The 21,717-nt window shown below is 59.8% G+C and carries 18 protein-coding genes; 12 read left to right on the top strand and 6 right to left on the bottom strand.

The features are described from left to right. The first annotated feature begins 20 nt into the window (after positions 1-20). The 9 genes from EXY20_RS35090 (at position 21) to EXY20_RS35050 (ending at position 10,819) form a co-directional block, all read left to right on the top strand. Positions 21-1,577 carry a type 2 periplasmic-binding domain-containing protein gene (locus tag EXY20_RS35090; protein ID WP_135557094.1) on the top strand — a complete coding sequence of 519 codons (1,557 nt, stop codon included), beginning with the start codon at positions 21-23 and terminating at the stop codon, positions 1,575-1,577. Between the two features lie 84 nt (positions 1,578-1,661). After that, entirely contained in the window at positions 1,662-2,582 is a 921-nt protein-coding gene (locus EXY20_RS35085) for an ABC transporter permease (protein ID WP_135557093.1), read from the top strand. Then, on the top strand, positions 2,576-3,427 hold the full coding sequence (locus tag EXY20_RS35080) for a carbohydrate ABC transporter permease (RefSeq protein ID WP_135557092.1): 852 nt from the start codon (positions 2,576-2,578) through the stop codon (positions 3,425-3,427). The genes EXY20_RS35085 and EXY20_RS35080 overlap by 7 nt, the downstream gene beginning before the upstream one ends. 20 nt (positions 3,428-3,447) lie before the next feature. Next, entirely contained in the window at positions 3,448-5,718 is a 2,271-nt protein-coding gene (locus tag EXY20_RS35075; protein WP_135557091.1) for a helix-turn-helix transcriptional regulator, read from the top strand. Between the two features lie 15 nt (positions 5,719-5,733). After that, positions 5,734-6,522 (top strand): alpha/beta hydrolase family protein, encoded by a 789-nt coding sequence (locus EXY20_RS35070; RefSeq protein WP_135557090.1) that lies wholly within the window; start codon positions 5,734-5,736, stop codon positions 6,520-6,522. Between the two features lie 17 nt (positions 6,523-6,539). After that, positions 6,540-7,490: a D-2-hydroxyacid dehydrogenase gene (locus EXY20_RS35065; RefSeq protein ID WP_135557089.1), complete on the top strand. Its 951-nt coding sequence runs from the start codon at positions 6,540-6,542 to the stop codon at positions 7,488-7,490. A gap of 206 nt (positions 7,491-7,696) precedes the next feature. Then, positions 7,697-8,392 carry a response regulator transcription factor gene (locus EXY20_RS35060; RefSeq protein ID WP_135557088.1) on the top strand — a complete coding sequence of 232 codons (696 nt, stop codon included), beginning with the start codon at positions 7,697-7,699 and terminating at the stop codon, positions 8,390-8,392. Continuing rightward, complete coding sequence (locus tag EXY20_RS35055) at positions 8,385-9,716, top strand: sensor histidine kinase (RefSeq protein ID WP_135557087.1); 1,332 nt, start codon at positions 8,385-8,387, stop codon at positions 9,714-9,716. Before EXY20_RS35060 ends, EXY20_RS35055 begins: the two co-directional genes overlap by 8 nt. A 74-nt stretch (positions 9,717-9,790) precedes the next feature. Next, entirely contained in the window at positions 9,791-10,819 is a 1,029-nt protein-coding gene (locus EXY20_RS35050) for an amidohydrolase family protein (RefSeq protein ID WP_135557086.1), read from the top strand. A 62-nt stretch (positions 10,820-10,881) separates the two neighbouring features. Here the strand turns inward: EXY20_RS35050 and EXY20_RS35045 are convergent, their stop codons facing one another. Further along, complete coding sequence (locus EXY20_RS35045) at positions 10,882-11,334, bottom strand: DUF2269 family protein (protein WP_135557085.1); 453 nt, start codon at positions 11,332-11,334, stop codon at positions 10,882-10,884. Positions 11,335-11,500: 166 nt separating this feature from the next. After that, the gene (locus EXY20_RS35040; RefSeq protein WP_135557084.1) at positions 11,501-12,007 is read right to left on the bottom strand and encodes a hypothetical protein; all 507 of its coding nucleotides are present in this window, start codon (positions 12,005-12,007) and stop codon (positions 11,501-11,503) included. 150 nt (positions 12,008-12,157) lie between these two features. Between EXY20_RS35040 and EXY20_RS35035 the strand changes: the two genes are divergently transcribed. Together EXY20_RS35035 and EXY20_RS35030 are read left to right on the top strand one after the other, a co-directional pair. Then, complete coding sequence (locus tag EXY20_RS35035) at positions 12,158-12,676, top strand: PadR family transcriptional regulator (RefSeq protein WP_135557083.1); 519 nt, start codon at positions 12,158-12,160, stop codon at positions 12,674-12,676. A gap of 92 nt (positions 12,677-12,768) precedes the next feature. After that, positions 12,769-14,526 (top strand): CAP and S-layer homology domain-containing protein, encoded by a 1,758-nt coding sequence (locus EXY20_RS35030; RefSeq protein WP_167859743.1) that lies wholly within the window; start codon positions 12,769-12,771, stop codon positions 14,524-14,526. Between the two features lie 671 nt (positions 14,527-15,197). On the opposite strand, the gene EXY20_RS35025 is transcribed toward EXY20_RS35030, so the two are convergent. The 4 genes from EXY20_RS35025 to EXY20_RS35010 all read right to left on the bottom strand — a co-directional run bounded on the left by EXY20_RS35025 (position 15,198) and on the right by EXY20_RS35010 (position 19,980). Next, the gene (locus tag EXY20_RS35025; protein ID WP_135557081.1) at positions 15,198-18,230 is read right to left on the bottom strand and encodes an efflux RND transporter permease subunit; all 3,033 of its coding nucleotides are present in this window, start codon (positions 18,228-18,230) and stop codon (positions 15,198-15,200) included. Positions 18,231-18,412: 182 nt separating this feature from the next. Then, positions 18,413-18,877, bottom strand: coding sequence for a hypothetical protein (locus tag EXY20_RS35020; RefSeq protein WP_135557080.1), 465 nt, complete (start codon positions 18,875-18,877; stop codon positions 18,413-18,415). A gap of 370 nt (positions 18,878-19,247) precedes the next feature. Next, the gene (gene trxA, locus EXY20_RS35015; protein ID WP_135557079.1) at positions 19,248-19,586 is read right to left on the bottom strand and encodes a thioredoxin; all 339 of its coding nucleotides are present in this window, start codon (positions 19,584-19,586) and stop codon (positions 19,248-19,250) included. A gap of 31 nt (positions 19,587-19,617) precedes the next feature. Further along, positions 19,618-19,980, bottom strand: a complete 363-nt coding sequence (locus EXY20_RS35010; RefSeq protein WP_135557078.1) for a MerR family DNA-binding transcriptional regulator — start codon at positions 19,978-19,980, stop codon at positions 19,618-19,620. 214 nt (positions 19,981-20,194) lie between these two features. Between EXY20_RS35010 and EXY20_RS35005 the strand changes: the two genes are divergently transcribed. Continuing rightward, entirely contained in the window at positions 20,195-21,448 is a 1,254-nt protein-coding gene (locus EXY20_RS35005) for a TolB-like translocation protein (protein WP_167859742.1), read from the top strand. The last annotated feature ends 269 nt before the right edge of the window (positions 21,449-21,717 follow it).

Here is a 21,717-nt window from a genome sequence, read left to right as displayed (position 1 = left end):
GAAGAAAAGGGGAACGAAACGTGATCCATCTGAAAAAACGCATGACCGGCGCTTCGGCACTCATCCTCGTCGCTTCGCTTGCCGCCGCTTGCTCCGGCAAACAAGCCGCAACTCCGTCCGCATCACCGTCCGCATCCGCGGCGGCAAGCTCGCCCGCTTCCGCCAAACCGGCGGACAAAAAGGACTACGGCACCGTCATCGTCACCCGCCCCGCCGCTCAAGACAAACCCGGCAACAAGAAAGTCATCGACTATGCCAAGGAGAAATCGGGCGTCGAGGTCAAGCTTGTGTTCGGCAACGATCAGGTGGAGACGTTTAATCTGATGCAAGCGTCCGGCGAGAAGGTGGACGGCGTCAAAGTATCGATGATTCAGTTGACGGACATGATCGCCAAAAAATCGGTGCTGCCGCTGGACGACTTAATCGCCAAGTACGGCCCGAACCTGAAAAAAAACATCGCCCCGGAGCTATGGGACTGGGCCAAAGGCTCGGACGGCAAAATTTACGGCGTGCCGAGCGCCTCCGAGGTCCATCGTTATTCGCCGATGATTCGCACCGACTGGCTGAAGAAGCTGAACCTGAAGACGCCGACGACGATCAAGGAATACGAGGACGCGCTGGTCGCCTTCAAAACGAACGGCTCCGCGTTGACCGGCCAGCAAGCGAAGCTGTATCCGCTCTTCATCGATTACGAACAAACCGACTACACGATGCTCGGGTACTTCTTGCCTGACGGCATCAACTGGTGGAAGAGCAGCGACGGCACGTACCTGCCGCCGGAAATGCATCCGAACTACAAGAAATATTTGGCCACGCTGCAAAATTGGCACAAGATGGAGCTGATCAACCCGGAAACGTTCGTCAACCGCAACCTGAACCAGTTCGGCGTACGGAATATGATCGGGTCGACGCTCACGTGGTTCTCCAACTCTTTCTTCCTCGATTTCAGCAAAACACTGGAAACCTATCCCGATATGACCTTTGAAGCGGTACAGCTCAAGGGAGATGTCGACCTCGGCGTGCCGGCCTTGACGCAGCCCTCGGGCGCCTTCGTCTTGAACGCCAAAGCGCCGAATCCGGAAGGCATGATTCGCTACCTGGACTGGTCGATCTCGAACAAGATTGACTATAGCGTCGTTCGCAGAGGATTGCCGGGCATAAACTACGATGTCATCGACAAGGACAAGCTGATCTATAAGCTGAAGGCGGCGGAAAACCCGAACGACGAATACGCTCCGGCAGCGCTGCAGTATATCGATCTGCCGCTTAACGCGACGACAACGGAAATTGCCCAGGATGCGCGCTTCGAGCTCTATATGAAGTACGGCGACGTGTCCCCCAAACTCAAAGACTATCCGTACCTCGACAACAAGCTGCTGCTGAATGAGTCGACGCTGGAATCGCGCAAAAAATACGGCGCCGACATCGACAAAGCGAAGAAAGAGAAGTTCATTCGCGTCGTGATGGGCGAAGATCCGGTCGACAGCTGGGACAGCTTCATCGAAACGTGGAAAAAAATCGGCTTGAACGATCTGATCGCCGAGAAGAACAAGTTCTACAAGAGCAAGGGACTGTAATCGGCCAACAGACGGGAATCGCTGCCGCCCACGATGGAATGGCGGCGATTCCCGCCTTTATCCTAACGGAAAGGAACGTATCTTATGACGGCAGCCAAACGATGGCGAACGGTGTTGTCCTACAAAACGATGTATCTCATGGTGCTTCCGGGCCTCGTCTACTACGCCCTCTTTCATTACCTGCCGATGTCCGGCCTGCTGATCGCCTTTAAAGACTACAGTCCGCTGGACGGTTTCAAGGGCATTTTCACCGCGCCGTGGATCGGCATGGAGAACTTCGACAAATTTTTCGGCTCGTATTATTTTTCCAAAATCCTGTTCAATACGATCATCATCAGCGCGCTCAAAATCGCCTTCGGCTTCCCCGCGCCGATCCTGCTCGCCCTGCTGATCAACGAAGTAACGCATTCCGCGTTCAAACGGTTCGTGCAAACGGTATCCTATCTCCCCCACTTCCTGTCCTGGGTCGTTGTTGCCGGCATTCTCCAGCTGCTGCTGTCGCCTTCCTTCGGCATCGTCAACGACTGGATCGCCGCGCTTGGGTTGGAGCGGATATCGTTTCTCGGGTCGAACGAATATTTTCGCAGCGCGCTTGTCGCCAGCAGCATGTGGAAGGAAGTCGGCTGGGCGAGCATCATTTATTTGGCGGCCATTGCCGGCATCAATCCCGAGCTGTACGAGGCGGCGCAGATGGACGGCGCTTCCCGCTTCCGGCAGGCGATCGGCATTACACTGCCGTCGATTCGCAACATCATCAGCGTCATCTTCATTCTGAACGTCGGCCATCTGCTCGACGCGGGCTTCGAGCAGGTATTTCTGCTCTATTCTCCACAGGTGTATCAGGTAGCTGATATAATAGACACCTACGTGTACCGCGAAGGCCTCCTGCGCATCAACTACAGCTTCGCCGCCGCGGTCGGGCTGTTCAAATCCGTTGTGGCTTTCGTCCTCATTATGGCGGCCAATCGGCTGGCCAGGAAGCTGGAGGCGGAGACGTTATGGTAGGCCGCTTGTCGCAGGGCCTTATCTACGCGCTGCTGCTGCTGTTTTCGCTCAGCGTGCTGTTTCCTTTCGCTTATTTGATCGCGGTGTCGCTGACCAATGAAACGGTGTTGTCGCACATGAGCTGGGGCAAAGTTACCCTGGGCACCTACAATCTTATTTTTGCCAACAACCGGTTTTTCGACTCGTTTGCCATTTCCGTGGGGCGGACTGCCGTCGGGGTCGCGCTTAACATTTTGTTCTCGGTCCTGCTCGCTTACGGCGTCTCCAAACGGGAAATGCCCGGGCGCAAGGCGATTATGCTGGTGATCATTTTTACGATGGTCTTTTCCGGCGGCATCATTCCGACTTACATCGTCGTCACATCGCTCGGCTTTTCCAATCAGTTTCTGGCCATGATCATTCCGTCGCTCATCAACGCCTTTTACGTTATCTTGCTGCGCAACTTTTTCATGGAGCTGCCCGCTTCCGTCGAGGAATCGGGGAAGATGGACGGCGCAACGGACACCACCATCCTGTTCCGGATCATTCTGCCGATGTCGAAGCCCGTCATCGCGACGATTTCGTTGTTTTACGCCGTTTATCACTGGAACGAATGGTTTTCCGTCCTGCTGTATATTCGCCAAAGCGATTTGTGGCCGCTGCAGGTGCTGCTGCGCAACTTGATTATGGAAGCGAACAATATGGAGACGATGATGGGCATCGGCGCCGGCGATCTCGTTACCATTTCTCCCGAATCGATCAAGATGGCCACACTCATCGTCGCCACGTTTCCCGTCGCCGTCCTGTATCCGTTCGTCCAGAAATACTTCATTAAGGGCATTATCGTCGGTTCGGTCAAAGGTTGACTATAGAGGGGGGACCGTCCTTGAGAGCTCGATTGATTGTGATTCTGGCGCTGCTGGCGATTTTGCCCGGGGAGCTGCTCTGTTATTTTGCCTATACCAAAAATGTCACGGAATCGAAGACGGCCAAAATCGAAACGCAGCAGCTCATCATGCGCGGCTATGCGCAGCAAATCGATACGGTGTATGAAAATTTGCTGGAAAACGCGAAGGAGTACGGGCTCAATCAACTGTTTCGCGACTCGACATCGGCGATTTCGAACAGCGGTTCGATCGGCTCCGTGCAGAAGATCGACCTGATAGCCAAAATGCAGCAAATCCGTCTCTCCAACGCCAATATCGGCAAAATCCGCTACGTCTATCAGACAGAGCATATGGCGCTGATGTTCGATCCCGATCTCGAATACTTCTTCGCCGCTCCTGATTGGAAAGAGGTGCTGCAGCATTCGAACCAATCCATGGAGGTGCTGTTCCGCCTGACGGACGACGGCGCGGACAAGCCGGTTTCTTCGGTGATCGTTCGTTACCCGTTCCAGTCGATGGAGAAGCAGGCGATGCTGATGATCGATATCGACGTCGACCGGCTGCTGGCTAAAATAACCGGCGCCGGCGCCGACGGCATCTCCTTCATCGACGCCGGGTTCGCCGCTTCCGGACGTTATCCGCAGGCGGTGACGGACGAGGTCGGTCAGCTGGCGAAACGGGAGGCGACCGGCGCCGAGTCCGGCTACAGCCGCCTCCGGATCGACGGGAGCGACACCCTGCTGCTGATGCAAAAAACGAATTATTTGAACGGCTATCTGGTCCACTCGCTTAAGGAAAACGAGCTGTTCGCAGCGGAGAAGCTCAACGTTCGCATCATCCTGTTCGCCTCGTTGTGCGTCCTGATCATCGGTTTTCTGATCGCGTACGGGGTGTCCGGGTATGTGGCCAAGCCGCTCAATTATATCGTGCAGGTCATCCGGGCCTCTTTCCAGGGCAAGGAGAACGCTGCCGCCAAGCCGGGCTGGAAGGACATGCAGGCGCAGCTCGACCGGATGCTGAGCGAGCATAAGTCGATGAACGCCGCTTACGAGCGGTTTTTGCCGCAAATGCGGGAGCGGTTCCACGCGATGCTGCTCGGCGGACGGATCGGGGAAACGAACGACCCGGCCCCCCATGCCAAAATGCTGCAGCTAACGCTGCCGGCCGCCGGATTCGGCATCGCCGTCGTCGAAAACGATTCGCTGCCGCAGGATGCCGCGCAGCACATGCAGGCGTTGCGGCTCGCGATCAACTACTATTTGGAAACCGAATGGCAGGGCGAAAAAGACGTCCATCTGGCGGAGCTGGAAAACAACCGCTGGTGTCTGCTGATGTACAGGCATACGCCGGCCGAGGAGCGCGCCTGCTACAAATCGGCTTATGAGGCCTGCAAAAAGCTGCAGGATTATATCGACGGACAGCTGCGAATTTCGCTCTCGTTTGCCATCGGGATGTGCGGCGGGGAGCCGGCGGAAGTGTCGCTGACCGTCAAGAAGCTGCTGGCCTTGCTGAATCACCGGTTCAGCCTTGGCAGCGGCATGATTCTGAATTTGAGCGATCAGACGAACCAGGCGGAGAGCGGCGCTGCCAAAGTCAGCATTCACCCGGAAAAATGGGACAACCTGCTGATCGCCGGCGACAAACAAGCCGTGGAGCAGGAACTTGCCGCCTATTTGAACGCGTTGGCCGGACTGGGCAGCTTCCGGTCCATCCAGGAGCATCTGGTCGGCTTCCTGTATTATGTAAGCGATTTTATCGATCGCAATGGCGTCGACCGAACCGCGATCGGACTGGCGGACCGCAATCTGTATGAGGAATTGCTGCGGCTGAACAACCAGACCGCCGTCCGTCAATGGCTGCTGGCGCTGCTAGGCAACATCAGCGGACAGATCGATATCGGCCGCCATACGAAGGAAAACTTCTGGATCGGCGAAATCGTCGCCTTCATTCAAACCCATTACGCCAACCCGAATTTGTCGGTGGCGATGATATCCGACGGCATCCATTTGAGCCCCAACCACATCGGCCGGCTGTTCAAAATTATGACCGGGGTATCGCCGATCGATTATATCAACGAATACCGGATCGAACAGGCCAAGCGGCTGTTGGTCGATTCCAGCCAGAAAATTTTCGAAATTGCCGAAGACGTCGGTTTTCAGACGACGCATTATTTCAACAAACAATTCAAGACCAAGGTCGGCGTTACCCCGGGCGATTATCGCAAAATCCACGCGGCGCCGGTTCGTACGATTTTCGAGGACAATCACTGAACAGGAGCGAGTGCGTTGAAAGCTGCTTATCCACTCTATGAATATGTGCAAGATACGATCGATACGGCCGTCGGTCCGGTCGTCTACGAGCTGGGCATCCCGCATCAGCCGGCTCCCGACTGCGCGCTGCTGCTGAATGTGGCGATGGATCGCGAGCGTACCGTGAGGCAACACCCTTATTCGATCATGGCGGAATGCTTGCAGGAGCAGGGACATTACACGCTCAGCTTCGACCTGCCGTGCCATGGCGCATGGGCATGCGGCGGCGGAGAAGGTATCGTCGGCATCGCGGCTGCCGTTGCGGCAGGCGGCGATCCTTTCGCCGATTTTATCGCCGTCGCCCGGGCGATCCTGACACGCGCCTTGTCCGGTCGTGCGGCCGCATGCCGCGCGGTGTACGCCAGCGGGACATCGCGCGGCGCCTATTTTGCCTTGCGGCTGGCCGCCGTCGACGCGCGGGTTACCCGCATCGCGGCAATGGCGCCCGTTACCGATTGGCGCGAGCTGCGCGAATTCGCCGCGATCCGCGAGCGTTCCGACGTTGCGGCGCTGGCGTTGTGCGAATATATCCCGGCGCTGCTCGGCAAATCCGTCATCATGACCATCGGCTATGCCGACGAGCGCGTCTCCACGGCGCGCTGCGCGCAATTTTACGCGGAGCTATACGAACGCAATCGGGGATTGCATGACGATGCCGGGCGCAGGGAAGGCCGCGTTGTGCTGTTGATTACCGAAGACGAAGGACATCAACTGGAGGAGAAGCGGTATCGTCAAGGAGCGGCATTCCTGTTGAAGCCGTTCTGATACCGGCGGAGGTGCAAATGGGAACTCTTGTTGTGCTGCAGGAATTGCCCGACACACTGCTCGAGCGAATCGCTGAGGCCGCCCCGCACTGGCAGGTTCACGCTGCGCTGACGCCGGAGGACCGGTTGCGCCGCTTGCCTGACGCGGAAATCGTCTTCGGCTGGCATGCGGATGCCGCTGACCTGACGCTGCGGCCGGGCACGAAGCTGCGCTGGATCCAATGCTGGGGAGCCGGCGTCGACAAGTTCCCGCTGGAGGAACTGGCGCAGCTCGGCATTGTTCTGACCCATACGAGCGGCATCCATGCGTATCCGATATCCGAGGTCATCGTGATGATGATGCTCGTCTTGACGAAACGATTTCAGCTGACGCTGCGCGATCAGCAGCAGCGGAAGTGGCGGCCGGATTGGCAGCCGGAGCTTCACGGCAAGACGATCGGCATCGTCGGCGTGGGAGAAATCGGCCAGGAAACGGCCAAAATCGCCCAAGCGTTCGGCATGACGGTGCTTGGCGTCAGAAGATCGGCCTCCCCGCTCCCCCATATCGACCGGATGTATGCGATGGACGATCTGGACCGGGTGCTCGGCGAAAGCGATTTTGTCGTTGTTACGCTGCCGCTCACCCCGGACACGTATCGCGTCATGAACCGCGGCCGTTTCGCCGCGATGAAACGCGATGCTTGTTATATTAACGTCGGACGCGGCCGGACGACCGACGAGCAGGCGCTGATCGAAGCGCTGCAGAGCGGCACGATCGCAGGCGCGGCGCTCGATGTGTTCGAAACGGAGCCGCTGCCCGCGAACAGCCCGCTTTGGACGATGGACAATGTGCTCGTTTCGCCGCATCAATCGGGCGCTTCCCGCCACTACGCGGATCGTGCCGTCGATCTGTTCGTCCGCAATCTTCGCGACTATGCCCAGGGACGGCCGCCGGCAATCAACTGCATTGATTGGCGGAAGCGTTACTGAAGCGGAAAGAAACGTCCCCTCATCTGCCGGGTCCGGCGGATGAGGGGACGTTTGTCGATAGCAGCGGCAAAATCGGTCTGGCGAAGGCCGATCGGACGATCGCGCGCCTGACGATAATGTCGTGCTCCGTTTCATACCCGTTTCATTTTTATGGCGTACAATAGGGTGAGAAGCTTGCCGCCCTGCGGCGGACGGAGGGATCGAGGGTGCGCATATTGTTTGCGGAAGACGACGAATCGCTTGGCGAGCTGACGGAGCATCAGCTGCAGCGCCGCTACCATAGCGTCGACTGGGTAAGGGACGGTGCCGAGGCGAAAACGTGCATGCAGGCGGGAGCGTACGACGTGTACGTGTTCGACTGGATGCTGCCGGACAGCAGCGGCATCGAGCTGACCGCAAACGCGCGCGCTGCCGGCGATAAAACGCCGATTCTGCTGCTGACCGCCCGCGATGCCGTGCAAGATCGTGTGCTCGGCCTGCGCACCGGCGCAGACGATTACATGATCAAACCGTTCGCGCTGGACGAGTTGGACGCGCGCATCCATGCCCTGGCCCGCCGCGGAGACAGCGTGTATCGGCCTGATCAGCTGCAAGTAGGCGAATTGTCGGCCAATCCGGCCCGTTATGAAGTGACACGCGGCGGCGTTCCCGTCGCTTTGACCCGGCGGGAATTCCAACTGCTCGTCTGTCTGATGCGCCACGCCGGACAGGTGCTGTCGCGCGAGCAATTGCTCGATCACGTGTGGGGGATCGGGGCAGGGGTAACGCTGAACACGGTTGACGCCACGGTCAAGCTGCTGCGCAAAAAAGTGGACGGCCCGTTTGCCGCCAAGCTGATCCGCAGCATATACGGCGCAGGCTACCGGCTTGCCGTCCCGAACGGGGAGAAAGCCCATGTTTGAGCGGACGCGGCGGAAGCTGGCATGGCAGTTCAGCCTGACAGTCGGGCTCATTATGCTCTGTTCGGGCATTTTCGCCTACTGGCTGGTGCAGCGTACGATCACGACGACGGAAAACGATCAATTGAACGAGCTGATGGCGCTTTCTTCCGCCGAGCTGGCCAAGCTGGCGGCGTCGCCCAAGATGGATGCCGTCATCGGCAAAGGCGACGACAAGCTTCTTGTCAAAGCCGGCGGCGTCGGCTTTTTTTCCGCCAGTTTGCGACAGAATCAAGCGATCTGGCTGCTGAACGCCGGCGGAAGCATCGTGCTGGGGCCCGCCAATGACGATCCGAACCGATCCGAGGAGCTGCTGGCGCCGCACATGCCCGACTTCATGCAGATGGACAACGGGCAAATCCGCAATTTCGCCGCAAGCGGCGGCCGTACGTTCCGGGTATCCGTAGACGCCAATGTCAAAACGGCCATTATTGCGGGTCACCGATTGGTAGTCGCCCAGGAAATTACGGACGACCTTGCGCTGCTTGCCAACTTGCGCTACGCTTTTGCCGGTTTCTCCGCGCTCCTGCTGGCGATCGCCTCGGCGATCGGCTACTGGCTTTCCCGCCGCGCGATGATTCCGATCTCCGCCGCTTATCGCAGGCAAGAGCAATTTACGTCCGACGCGTCGCACGAGCTGCGTACGCCGCTCAGCATTCTTCGCTCCTCCGTCGAGGTGCTCGAGGAACAGCGGGAGCATCTGCCTCCGTTTCACCGGCAGGTATTGACGAAGATGGCGGCCGAGTCCGGCCACTTGATCCGGCTCGTCGACAATTTGCTGACGCTCGCGCGCAGCGACAACGACCGGCTGGAGCTGGCGCGCCGGACCTTCTCGCCGAAGGAAACGGTGGCGAATGTCGTCTCGCAGCTGCAGCCGTTGGCCGAACGCAAGGCCGTTACAATCGGCTGGAACGAACAGGAAGCGGATAACGGTACGATGACCGGCGACGACGTTCGGCTGCGCCAGCTGCTGACGATACTCGCGGAGAACGCGATCCAGTACAACCGCGAGGGCGGCAGTGTCGCACTAACGCTGACGATAAGCGAAAAGACGGTCCGCTTCGCCGTCGCCGACAGTGGAATCGGCATCGCCGCCGAGCATTTGCCGCGTATTTTCGAGCGGTTTTACCGGGTCGATCAAGCCCGTTCCCGCCGCAAGGAAGGAACCGGGCTTGGCCTTGCTATCGCCAGGCAAATCGCCGCCTCGCACGGCGGCATGATCGAGGCGGCGAGCGTACCGGGAGCCGGCTCGACGTTTACCGTGACGCTGCCGCGTTTTTCAGACTGATTTCATGATGTTTCCTTAGCATACAGATAACGCCGGAATCAACGGCGAATCCCCTATTAAGGAGGCAACCTTGCGTGAAGAAATCAGTGAAGTGGTATGCGGGAGCCGTGCTCGCCCTTGCCCTCGCGCTGCCGGTCACCGTATTCGCATCGGGTGGTGCCGGTTCGCCAAGCCCCAGCCCGAGCCCTGCGCCGGAAGCCGGAACTAAAGTGCTCGGCGCCCCATCCGGCGACGAACAAGCGATGCTGCTGAAGAAGCTGGAAGCCGCCCGCGCCGAAGGGCTGACGGAAGAGCAATTGGACAGTATCAAACGCAAGCTGGAGATGGCGGCAAGCGGTCAACTTGTCATCAAACGGCCGGGCGTCGGACCGAACCTGAAGCCGGCGCTTGATTTGCTCGACCTCGACAAGCAAGCGTACGGCAAGCTGTTCGAGGAAGGCAAGTCGCTCGCCGAAATGGCGGCGGACAAGGGCGTCTCGCGCGAGCAGCTGAAGGCGGCGCTGAGCGCCGACATGGAGGCGCAGGCGGACGCGCTCGTGGCAGCGGGCAGCCTTACGGCCGAACAGGCCGCCCAGGATAAAGCGAATTCGCTGCGGAAGCTGGACGCGCTCTTGGACGAAAAGCTGCAGGACAACCGCGAAGGCGGCAAACAAGCCGTTCCTTCGCCCGAAGAACAAAAAGCAAGGATCGAGAAAAAGCTCAATGCCGCGCGCGCGGAAGGGTTGTCGGATGAGGACCTGGACAATCTCAAGCGCAAAATGGCCATGGCCGACAGCGGCAGCGGCTTGCAGGCGGCGAAACGCCCAAGCGTCGGGCCGAATCTGAAAGCAGCATTCGACCTGCTGGGACTGGACAAACCGACCTACGCCAAGCTGTACGAGGAGGGCAAGTCGCTTGCCGAAATCGCAGCCGACAAAGGCGTCACGCGCGAGCAGCTGAAAGAAGCGCTCAGCGCCGACTTGGACGTCCAAGTGAACAAACTGACGGCAGGCGGCATCCTCACGACGGAGCAGGCCGCACAGGACAAGGCGAATGCGCTGCTGGAGCTGGACGGCATCCTGGACGGCAAAATCACGGACAAGGAACACGTATTCGTAAAGTAAGCGGCAAAAAGAGGAGGGGACCCTGCTGCGGTCCCCTCCTCTTTTTGCGATTCAATAATCCCTTACGGCTTCATGATCATGAAGCTGAACAGCAGCACGCCGCAGGCGGTAGCCGCGTAAAACAACCGGTTCACTTGCGCATGCAGCGACGATTGTTCGGCCGGAAGCGCGGCCGCCGCCGCATTGTGCGGATCGAATACCCAGGCGGAAAGTCGATTGGCGCGCGGCGTGATGATGGCAATGACGATAATCTGGATGATGACGTACAGAATCAGCGAACCGAGCAGCCACATCTGGGTAAACTTGCCGTATTCCCCCGCAAAGAACAATGCAAGTCCGCTAAGCACGGCCAAGCTGCCGCCCACCTTCGGGAACAATTCCAGCTTCTTGTTCATGGCGAGCGACGATCGGAGCTCGGGCAGCGTTTGGCTGCGGCGCAGCAGCACATGGGCGAAGAAGGTCGGACCGACGCCGATGATAGACGATAAAACATGAACCAACACAAGCCACTTCATTGGGATTCTCCTCCGTTTGTCCGTTAATGGCAACGCTTTCATTATACCAGTCTCCAGCTCGCCGTGCAGAGGAAAAACGACAAATTTTGCGCAACGAAAAAACCATCGTCCGGCCGGCATCCGCCGGAACGATGGTTTGGGGCTGGATAGATGAATCGGTTGCAGGCTAAAATCGGAAACTCACGACAAAGATGACGGCCAGCACGCCAACGGCCGCTACGCCCATCGTCGACAAGTAGCCGTTCAGCCGGACTCCCGCCATCGCCGCCGCACCAGCTCCGACTGCCGCGGGCGCTTTCCCTGCACTCGCCGCTTGCCCGGCGCCGCTTGCCCCTCCGCCGAGTCGTTTGGTCAGCTTGCGGCCGGCAATCGTCAGCGCGATGATCGACAGCAGCACGACCGCCCCGCCTACCCGTTCCATGAATGTCAGCCAGAACGGGTGGTCCGTATCGCTCCAGCGGTCCATCATCATCAACCCGCCGCTGACCAGCACCAGAAACGAGCTCGGATGCGTCAGCCGGTTGAACAGCTTCACCATCTTGCCTACCATCTTCTTGGCTTCCTCCGAGCGCAGATCGCGGCGGAACGCAAGCAGCATCAACCCGATCGCCGCCATCGATCCGAACCACACCGCAAGACCCGTCAAATGAATAAAGAGCATCGTCTCGAACATTTTCCTTTCCTCCCGTTCGTATTTCATGATTGCATGTAACTAATCACATATGACTAATCACCAAAACCAGTCTAGCAAAGCTTTGACCGTATAGTCAAGCGTGATTATAATGGGGATGCGGCCACCCGCCGCCAGGAAGGAGCGTCCGCCATGGACGAACGCGAATTGCTCATTCTCGGCTTGCTCATGTCGCAAAGCCAGCATGGCTACCAATTGAACGATTTCATTGAGCGCAATCTCGGACGAGTGACCGATATGAAAAAAGCGACCGCTTACGCCATTCTGAAGCGGCTCGATGCCGCCGGGTACGTCGAAGTGAAGTTCGAGCAGGAAGGCAACCGTCCGCCGCGGCAAGTATACGCCATCACTTCCGCCGGCGAACGCGCCTTCGGCGAGTTGTTGCGCAGCTCCTTGTCCGAAGCGAATCCGTCCGTTCCGCACGGCAGCATCGGCCTGATGTTTCTCGATCATCTGCCGCCGGACGAGCAGCTCGGTTGCCTGGAGCGGAAGCTGGCCAAGCTGGACGAGCTGCTGCGGCTGACCGAACTTTCCCCGCGGCACGGGCATGGGATCGGCGTCGACCTGTCGATCGATCACCGCATCAGCCTGTTACGCTGCGAGTGCGACTGGCTTCGCGGGGTCATCGTACGCATTCGCGGACAAGCGTAAGCGCGGAAGGAAGGAAATAGTCGCCATTTGTCGAACCTTATTGTCGAACCTTGTCTTGCAGCTTCATGAGAAGGAAAGGAGAATGCGACAACATGGACAACACGACAAGCCGCTCGCCTCGTGCGCCGTTCCGGCGTTTCGCGCATACGGCGCTTGCCGCCTTGCTGCTCGCCGCAGCAGTTCCGGCGGCGCCGGTGTCGGTCCCGCACGCGCAGGCGGCATCTTCCGCAGCCGGGGCTGCAGCCGCCGAAGGCAGCCTGCTTCCGGCGCGCAGCAAATCGGCACTCGCCGCGTTATGGTTCAAATGGAACACGCCGCCCTGGAAAGAGAGCGGGCTGAACCAGGAGCCCTACGAGAAGGCTCCGCTCGCAAACGCTCCCTATTCGCTTGGCGCCGTCAAACCGGACTACATCCGTCAGGCGCTTGATGCAGCGAACTTTTATCGCTATGCGGCAGGGCTGCCAGGCGATCTGGAAACGGATTCCGAGCTGAACGAACAGGCACAATACGGGGCCGTGCTCACCGCCGCCAACAACCGGATCGACCACTATGCGCCGCAGCCGGCCGACATGGACGCCGCTTTCTTCCAGTCCGGGCGTCAGGCGACGGAAAGTTCGAATTTGTTCAGCATGTCCGGTTATCCCGGCAATCCGCTGGTCAACTCCGTTTACAGCTATATGTCAGACTCCGACGCCGCCAATATCGCCATGGTCGGCCATCGCCGCTGGCTGCTCAATCCGCCGCTCAAGAAAGTCGGCTTCGGGCTGGCGAACACGCTGACGAAAGCCGGGAAACCTTACTGGTTCTCGGCGATGAAGGTATTCGACTTCAGCCGTGCGGAGGAGATCGATTACAACTATATCGCGTTCCCGGCCCAGGGCAACTTCCCGGTCGAGGCGTTTGCCCCGAACGACGCCTGGTCGGTCGAATTGAACCTGAACAAATACGCAACGCCGCTGCTTTCGCAAGTTACCGTTTCCGTCACGCGGACGGCCGACGGCCGGACATGGACGATCGACAGCCGCAACAATGATGCGAACGACTCCGGCGGCAACTACTTGAACGTAACGCCGATTGGCGTCGGCAGCGGCAGTGCCGTTGTGTTCCGGCCGGGCCAGATCGACCGGCTGAACGACGGCGATGTTCTCCGCGTCAGTATCGGCGGCGTCCGCAAACTTGACGGCACGGCGGCGACGCTGGGCTATGAAGTGAAGTTTTTCCATCTGGTCGAGGGGATTGCCGATCCGGACGAGGCCGAAGGCACTCCGGCAGGCGGCGCGAACGGTGCGGGCGGCGAAGGCGGCGGTACGGAACAAGGCGGCGGTGACGGCGGCGGGCTGGTTGAGGTCGACTTGACCGATATTGCCGGCCACTGGTCGGAGCAGACCGTCCGCTGGGCCGTCGCCAACCGTATCGTCAGCGGGTATCCCGACCATACGTTCCAGCCGGACAAGCAGGTGAGCGAAGCGGAATTTTTGTCGCTGCTGCTGAAGGCGTATGAGCCGGCGCTTGGCGACTTGCCGGCGCGCGGTCACTGGGCCGACCCGTTGTACGACCGCGCGGCGGCGCTGAACTATCCGCTGGCCGGCGATGACAATGCCTCGCAGCGCGATGCCGCCATCACACGCGTGCGCGTGGCCGAACTGATCGCCGCGGCGGACGGCGTAAACGCAAGCGGCGACGAGGCGATCCGCTACATCCTTGGGAAGCGCTACGCCTCCGGCAAATCGGACAACGCCGACATCGTTGCCGGCTTCCAGGGCGGAGACCGGCTCACCCGGGCCGAAGCGGCGCAGTTCATCCGCAACGTGAAGCAAGGCGGCTTGACGAAGCTGAAGCCGCGGCCTTAGCGGGCGGGGGCTGCGAGCCGAAACGGCGCATCGTCGCCTAACCGGCCAGAGGCAGCGCCTCATGGCCGGTTAGGCCTGGCGTCAGGCGTGCCATCCTGCAAGCTAATAATAGCCCATAAAAAATGGCCTATTCGTACATTTTCAGGTGGTTCGTTAAAAATAACCAGTGAAAACACTGGCTATTTCGACCAAATCGCCCGAAAATCGAACGTTTCAAAAGAATAGCCAGTGATTTGACTGGTTATTTCTTTGTTGCCTGCCCTTTCTGATGAAATAGCCAATAAATCATGGCCTATATTGTGAGATGCCGCGCCGGACTCAGGTTTCCCGCCCTGGCCCGGCGATGATTCCTTCGCGGCGGCGCATTTTCGGAGCGAAGCGCATATATGCACTTCGCTCCGAAATCATGATCGGGCGAGGAACCTCACACCAATCCGTCAATAATTTACTATAATTAACATTTATTATATATTAAGGGCATAACGTTCATATACCTGCCGCGGACCAGCATTTTCGGAGCGTTATGCATATATGCACATCGCTCCGAAAACCGCTCGGCCGGATATGATGCCCTTGCCTGCCGCCGCCGCAAACAAGCTTCGCACCAAAAAACGTCCCCTCACCTGCCAACATCGGCGGGAGAAGGGACGCTTTCTTTTCATATGCTGCCGTTACACCGTTTCCGATGCCAGGGTCGTACGCTTCGCCGCGGAGGACTTCGCCTCATTGCGTTGGCGCTTCGACTTGCGGAAGAAGAACAGCTCGTAAGCGCAAGGCACGATCAGCAGCGTCAGCAAGGTAGCAGCCGCCAGACCGCCGATTACGACGATGGCCAAGCTTTGCGAAACGATGCTGCCGGCTTCGCTGTGGCCGACGATGAGCGGCGTCATCGCGCAGATGGTGGCGATGGCCGTCATCAGAATCGGACGGGCGCGAGTCGTCGCCGCTTCGATCAGCGCTTCACGGATCGTCATGTGCTGCTCATTCTGACGGACGCGGTCGACCAGCACGATCGCGTTCGTGACGACGATACCGATCAGCATCAGTGCGCCAAACATGGCGGTGAAGTCGGGCGTCACGCCCGAGACGACCAGGCCGATGACGGCGCCGATCGCGGCCAGCGGCAGCGAGAGCAGGATGGCCAGCGGCGCGCGCAGCGTTTTGAACGCCACGACCATAATCAGGTACACCAGGAAGATCGAGATCAGCGCGATCAGCCCCAGGTCGGCAAAATCGCTCGCCTGATCCGCCGAAGCGCCGCCGACGTTGATCGTCACGCCTTGCGGAGGCGTCAAAGCCGCCACTTTCTTGTTGATTTCCGCGCCTACCTTCGACAGTTGGCTAGGCTCTGCCGTTACGGTGACACGTACGTAGCTTTTGCCGTCTTTATGGAAGAACGTGCTCGCTTCCTCCGATTTGACCAGCTTGGCGATCGAGGATACGCTGACCGGCCCGTTTTCTGTCATGACTGTCAACGCGTTCAGATCGTTCATCGAACCCGGCTTCACCGTCGGCTGGAGGAACACCGCCGCATCGCTGTCGCCCAGATGCACGCTGCCGATCGGCACCGGATTGAGCATCGCCTGCAGTTGCATCGCGACATCGCGCCCTTTGCCGCGCAGCGGATCGACTTCGAACGAATAAACCGGCTTCTTCTGCTCCAGGTTGCTCTGCACTTTCGTGACGCCGGCGATCGGCTTCACTTGCTCCATCACCTGGCCGGCCACGTCGGCCAGCTTGGTCGTGTCGCTGCCGGTGACGTCGACGACGATTTGTGTCGAGCTGGCGCCGGAAGCGAAGTCCATCGCGCCTGCATTCAGCTCCGCGCCGGGATATTGGCTGCGCTGAGCTTTCACTTTTTCAATAACATTCTCGGCGTTTTCGCCCTTCTTCATTTCCAGCAAATACGAAACGAGCGTCGGCGACACGACTTCGCCGTATTGCGCCGCGTCGGCGCTGTTGCCCATCGACATGGACACCCACTTCGGCTCCGGCAATCCAATCAGGAACTGCTCGAGCTTCTTGCCGTTCTCCAGCACTTTGTCCTTCGGCGTTTCGTCGGGATATTGCAGCGAAATGGTCAGGTTGGTCGCGTTCGACGAGTCGATCGCACCCTTCGGCATGTTCATGTAGGTGCCGATGGAACCGACGAACAGTACGGCGGCGATCGTCAGCGGCACCCACTTGCGCTGCAGGTTCCAGTCCAGGAATGCGGCGAACTTCCTGTTTGCCGGGCGTTCGTGATGAACCGTCTTCTTCAGCAGCAGCGAACCGAGCAGCGGCACAACGGTCAGAGCGACAAGCAGCGAAGCGAGCAGCGAATACGTAACCGTCAGCGCAAAAGGCAGCAGGAACGCCTGCAGCGAACCGCGCAGCAAGCCCATCGGCAGGAACACGGCGACGGTGGTGATCGTCGATGTCGTGATCGCGCCGGACACTTCTTTGGTTGCGTCGATGACCAGTTGCAAGGAGAATTTCTCCTTGGACATGCGCCGGTACATGTTCTCGATGACGACGATGCTGTCGTCGACCAGACGGCCGACCGCTACGGCGACGCCGCCCAGCGTAATGACGTTCAGCGTAACGCCGGATACGTCGAGCAAATAAAGCGTGAGCGCCAGCGACAGCGGAATCGATACGATCGTAATCAGCGTGGCGCGGATATTGCGCAGGAACAGCAAGATGACGATGGTGGCGAACAAGGCGCCGAGCAGCACTTCGCGCAGCATGCTGTTGACGGAACTGACCACTTGCTCCGACGTGCTTGTCAGCAGCGTCACTTCCGCGTTCGGCTCATCGGTTTTCAGCTTTTCGACGGCGTCCTCGACGCCTTTGCCGACCGATACCGCATTGGCGTTCGCGCCTTTGGAGACGGTCACCATCAGCACGTCTTTGCCGCCGACGCGGCTGATGCTGTCCTGGCCGCTGTTCATCGCGACGGTCGCGATATCGCCGAGCGCCACGCCCGGTGCGACAGGAAGCTTCTTCAAGGTTTCGAGATCGTTCACTTTGGCGATGACCTGCAGGTTGCCGGTTGCGCCGTCGATCGTCGTTTCCCCGATCGAGGCGGAGCTGGCGCGGCCGTCAAGCACGCCCATCAGCTGTTCGAAACCGACGTTCTTTTGCCCCATTTTGGCCGAGTCCGGCGTGATGGAAACTTGCGGCGCAACCGTACCGGACAGCTGCACGGCGCCGATGCCTTTGATTTTCTGCAGCTCTTCGAGCACATGCGCCTGGGCCGCCTTCTTCTCCCCTTCGGACAGCCCGTCCTTAATGCCGATCGTCAGCCACGAAATCGGAATCATCGAGGTGTTGAACTGCACGACGAACGGCTTGGATACCCGCTCCGGCAGCTGCACCTGATTGACCGCTTCCTGCACTTCGGCTTTCGCCGCTTTCATGTCGGTCTTCGAATCGAACGCAAGATCGATCTTGGAAAAGCCGTTGCCGGAAGTCGAGAAGCTGTTCGTCTTCCCTTTGATTTGCGCCAGCGCCTTCTCCAGCGGCGCCGTGACCGACGTTTCCATCGACTTGGCGTCGTAGCCCGGCCCGATCGCCGTTACCGTGACGGCCGGATTGTCGGCCTCCGGCAAAAACTCCATCGGCAGCTTGAAGTAGCTGAAGATGCCGACGAACAAGGTCATGATGACCACAATAATCATGGCCGCTTTGTTGCGAAACGCCCAATTCGTTACCCCTTGCATTTCACTTGTTCCCCTTTCGGTCCCTTGAATGTGGAACGCTCCCCGTTCCGCTAGTTCCAAGTGTACCGATTTCGCCGCTTGCGAAGAAGCGGCGAGGGGCTGACCGTCCGCTGGACCGCGGTCGAGTCTTTTCCTCGGTCTTGAGACCGAGTCGCGGCACTGCCTCCGCACCGCTTGCCCGCTCAAGACAAATTGTTATCGCTCCCAACATTTTTCGCGCCATACCGCTGTGCTATCGTGGCATTAATCGGTTGTTGCCGGGCGGCTTTCGGCCCGGGACATCGTTCGATTCGCACAAGACGATAGGAAACGGAGTGGAGCCACTTGGTCATATTAGGCATTTTGGCCGCATGGTCGAGCAAGTTGACCAGCGCGCCGTCGCCGCCGTACTTATTCGGCAAGTCGTAATTGCTGAAGAACATCAGGTCGGGCAAATCTTTGGTGGCGAACAGCTTGTTGTACGCCTCCGTCGGATCGTTGGTCGCCACGGAAACGGGTTCCAGCGTGACGCCCGAGCCTTCGCGGCCGGAGGCCGACGGTGTCGGGCTGCCCTTGGCGTCGCCGGAAGAAGGCGCCGGGCTTTTGCTGCATTCCGCTACGATGGCGAGAACGAACGCGGCTGCCAGCAGGAGAAGCTTTTTCGTCATGGATTCAAACCCCCTGCGGATGTGAAATCGCTTGCACCTTCAAAGTATCATAGCGCCCACGGCGAAAACATGTCGGTGGAAATAACATTTTGTCCTCCGGCATTTCCCGGAGGAACGTCAAATAACCCTGCCGGGCGCTTCCCCTGCAGAGCTGGATTGCAATAAGCCATGTTTGATTGGCTATTCCGTATAAAATGGGTGGCTGCGGCAAAATAACCAGCGATTTCGCTGGCTATTTTGTCGAATCACTTGATTCCGGGGCGGTTGAGCCACAATAGCCAGTGTTTTCGCTGGCTATTTCTGATGGAGCGCGGGAAAGAGGCGAATAGGCCATTTTTTGCTGGCTATTTTTTGGCGGGGAAGCGGCGGCTTACGGGCGGGCCGCCGCCTCCGGCATATGCCGCGCCAGCACGTTGCGGTACGCGGTTTTCGGCTGCAGGCCGACGAGCTTCTCCACCGGCTGGCCGTCCTTGAACACGATGACGGTCGGCATCGACATCACGCCGAAGGCTTCCGCCAAGGCGGGCGATTCGTCGACATCGACTTTCAACATCGGCACGGCGCCTTCCAGCTCCGCGTCCAATTCTTTCAGCCGCGGCAGCAGCACTTTGCACGGCGGGCACCACTCCGCGCCAAAATCGACCAGCGTCACCCCTTCCGGGCGGATGCCCGCCTGGAATTCGGCTTCGGATACGCTTCTCATGGACATGTCGTTCCCTCCCAGCGAGCGTGGAACACGCTCACGCATTCGATCCGGTTTCCATCGCGATGGCGGCGATTCGTTCCTGAAGATTCGACTTCAGCTGCTGCAGCTGGCGGAGCTGGCTTTCGATTTCGGCCAGCTTCGACTCGTAAATCGGCATAATTTCGCGGCAGAACGCTTCCTTGTTCTTGAGCACGCAGTGCAGGAAATGGGCAATTTGCTCGGTCGACAGCCCGAGATTCAAATAGAACACGATCGTGTTCACCTGCTCGATCGCGAACTTGTTGTACTCCCGATAGCCGTTCTCCTGCCGTTCGGGCGCCAGCAGCCCCATCTGCTCGTAATACCGCAGCGACCGGATGCTGACGCCGGTTTGTTTGGCCAATTCGCCGATTTTCATGCCGCTTCCCTCCGCTTCTGCCGCCGATCGCCGAATCGCCGTCAAGCCATTCGAACCGGTAGCCTTATCATAAACCATGACATTGGTGTCAGGGTCAACCCCAATTTTCGTATAAATCCACTTTTCCGGCAAAAGATAACGGGAACGCTTGCTCATTCGGAGTGGAAGGGAGCGGAAGCCCATGTTCCGCTTATCGTGTATAGGACGGTTCCTCTTGCTAGCCATCGCCGCGGCGGCGCTGCTGTACCGGCTGCCGGAGGCAGGCGCGGAACCGGAACGGCTGCCGCAAGCCGCCTTTGTCCGCGGCAGCGACTTGTGGCTGTCGATCGGCGGCGTCGAAATCCAAGCGACCGCCGGCGACCGGGCGGCCGCGCCAACATGGTCGGCCGACGGGCAGTTCGTCGCTTATGCCGCGGGTGAGCAAGGCGACCGGATTTGCGTCTACAGCGTGGCCGGCAAACAAAGCTTCCCCGTGTACGACGGAGGCGTCAACTTTAAGTGGGCGCCGGCCGGGAACCGGCTGGCGTTCCTGAGCGGCGGCTTGCTGAACGTGGCCGACATCACGGCAGCGGGCGCCGCGCCGTTCCGCAACGTTGTCGGCGGCGTCGGCAACTATTCCTGGCAAGCCGGCGGCTCCGGCTTCCTCGTATCGACGAACGCGCAGTTGCTGCCGGACGGCTGGACGAGCGTCCGGCTGTTGGAGGTACCCGCCGACGCGAACATGGACCCGAGCCGGGCAAAGCCGCTCTTCACGCTGCCGAAGCCTTCGGACAACTTCTTCGCGGTCGGCACGAGCCCGTTCCGCTGGTCCGCGGACCGCAGCCGGATCGCCTTCATCGCCCATCCGACCGCTTCCTTGTCGGCGGACAGCAATACGCTGTGCGTATTGTCCGCGGACGGACGCGATTTTCGAACGCCGGCCCGCATGCTGAACGATTACCACTGGTTTCAGTGGGCGCCGCGCGCGGGCACGCTCGCTTTCCTCGAAGGCGAAGGCCGCTTCGTCCTGGAGGACCGCAAGCGGCTGGGGCTGACCCGCTTCGCGGCAGCGCGGCGGCCCGATCGGACGCCGCCCGGCACTACCGAACGCGACTTCGCGTGGATCGACGATCGGACGATCGTCGTTTCCCGCTCCGCGTTCGCCGGCAAGGACGTTGCCCCGGCCGAGCGGCCGCTGCCGGCGCTGTACCGGGTCCCGCTGCCGGACGGCGAGCAGCGGCAGTTTACGGTGCCGCCTCCGGGCAGCGGCGACTTCGCCCCGACCGCGCTGGGCGGCGGGCGCACGCTGGCGTGGGTGCGCACGGACCGCACCCGCGCGGACGCGTGGATCGCCGATGCGGACGGCGCGAAAGCCCGCGTCTTCATCTCCGGCATCGGCGTCGGCGAAAGCTACTACGAGCGCTGGAACTGGGACGATGCGCTCGCCTGGTACGACCCGCCGCCGCTTGCTCCGCGGCAGGCCCGCTAACGCGGATAACCCTCCCGTATGCTCCTCCCCCGCCTGTCTGAGGCGGGAAGGAACGATACGGGAGGGTTATCCCGCTTCGCAGCCGGAAGCGGCTTTACGGCGTTGCGGTTTTGCCGCCGCCGGAAGGCGAAACGGCCCCGCCGCTTGCCGGCGCCGTTGGCGTGCCGCCGGCCGCAGGCGTTGCGCTCGGCTTCGGCGTTGCCGTGGCGCCGCCGCCCGCTGCCGGCGAGCCGCCTGGCGCCGTCGACGCGCCGCCGGCCGGCGTTGCG

It is taken from the genome of Paenibacillus cymbidii (assembly GCF_004764705.1).
Classification (GTDB): domain Bacteria; phylum Bacillota; class Bacilli; order Paenibacillales; family NBRC-103111; genus Paenibacillus_AN; species Paenibacillus_AN cymbidii.
Note: the sequence above shows the minus strand (reverse complement) of the source record. Positions and strands in the feature narration are given on the sequence as shown.

Bases quoted from the DNA above. Each gene is read 5' to 3' on its own strand.
- EXY20_RS35020 (WP_135557080.1), bottom strand. From the start codon at position 18,877: ATGACGAAAAAGCTTCTCCTGCTGGCAGCCGCGTTCGTTCTCGCCATC.
- EXY20_RS35010 (WP_135557078.1), bottom strand. From the start codon at position 19,980: ATGAAAATCGGCGAATTGGCCAAACAAACCGGCGTCAGCATCCGGTCG.
- EXY20_RS35055 (WP_135557087.1), top strand. From the start codon at position 8,385: ATGTTTGAGCGGACGCGGCGGAAGCTGGCATGGCAGTTCAGCCTGACA.
- trxA (WP_135557079.1), bottom strand. From the start codon at position 19,586: ATGTCCATGAGAAGCGTATCCGAAGCCGAATTCCAGGCGGGCATCCGC.
- EXY20_RS35045 (WP_135557085.1), bottom strand. From the start codon at position 11,334: ATGAAGTGGCTTGTGTTGGTTCATGTTTTATCGTCTATCATCGGCGTC.
- EXY20_RS35030 (WP_167859743.1), top strand. From the start codon at position 12,769: ATGGACAACACGACAAGCCGCTCGCCTCGTGCGCCGTTCCGGCGTTTC.
- EXY20_RS35080 (WP_135557092.1), top strand. From the start codon at position 2,576: ATGGTAGGCCGCTTGTCGCAGGGCCTTATCTACGCGCTGCTGCTGCTG.
- EXY20_RS35065 (WP_135557089.1), top strand. From the start codon at position 6,540: ATGGGAACTCTTGTTGTGCTGCAGGAATTGCCCGACACACTGCTCGAG.
- EXY20_RS35035 (WP_135557083.1), top strand. From the start codon at position 12,158: ATGGACGAACGCGAATTGCTCATTCTCGGCTTGCTCATGTCGCAAAGC.
- EXY20_RS35040 (WP_135557084.1), bottom strand. From the start codon at position 12,007: ATGTTCGAGACGATGCTCTTTATTCATTTGACGGGTCTTGCGGTGTGG.
- EXY20_RS35085 (WP_135557093.1), top strand. From the start codon at position 1,662: ATGACGGCAGCCAAACGATGGCGAACGGTGTTGTCCTACAAAACGATG.
- EXY20_RS35025 (WP_135557081.1), bottom strand. From the start codon at position 18,230: ATGCAAGGGGTAACGAATTGGGCGTTTCGCAACAAAGCGGCCATGATT.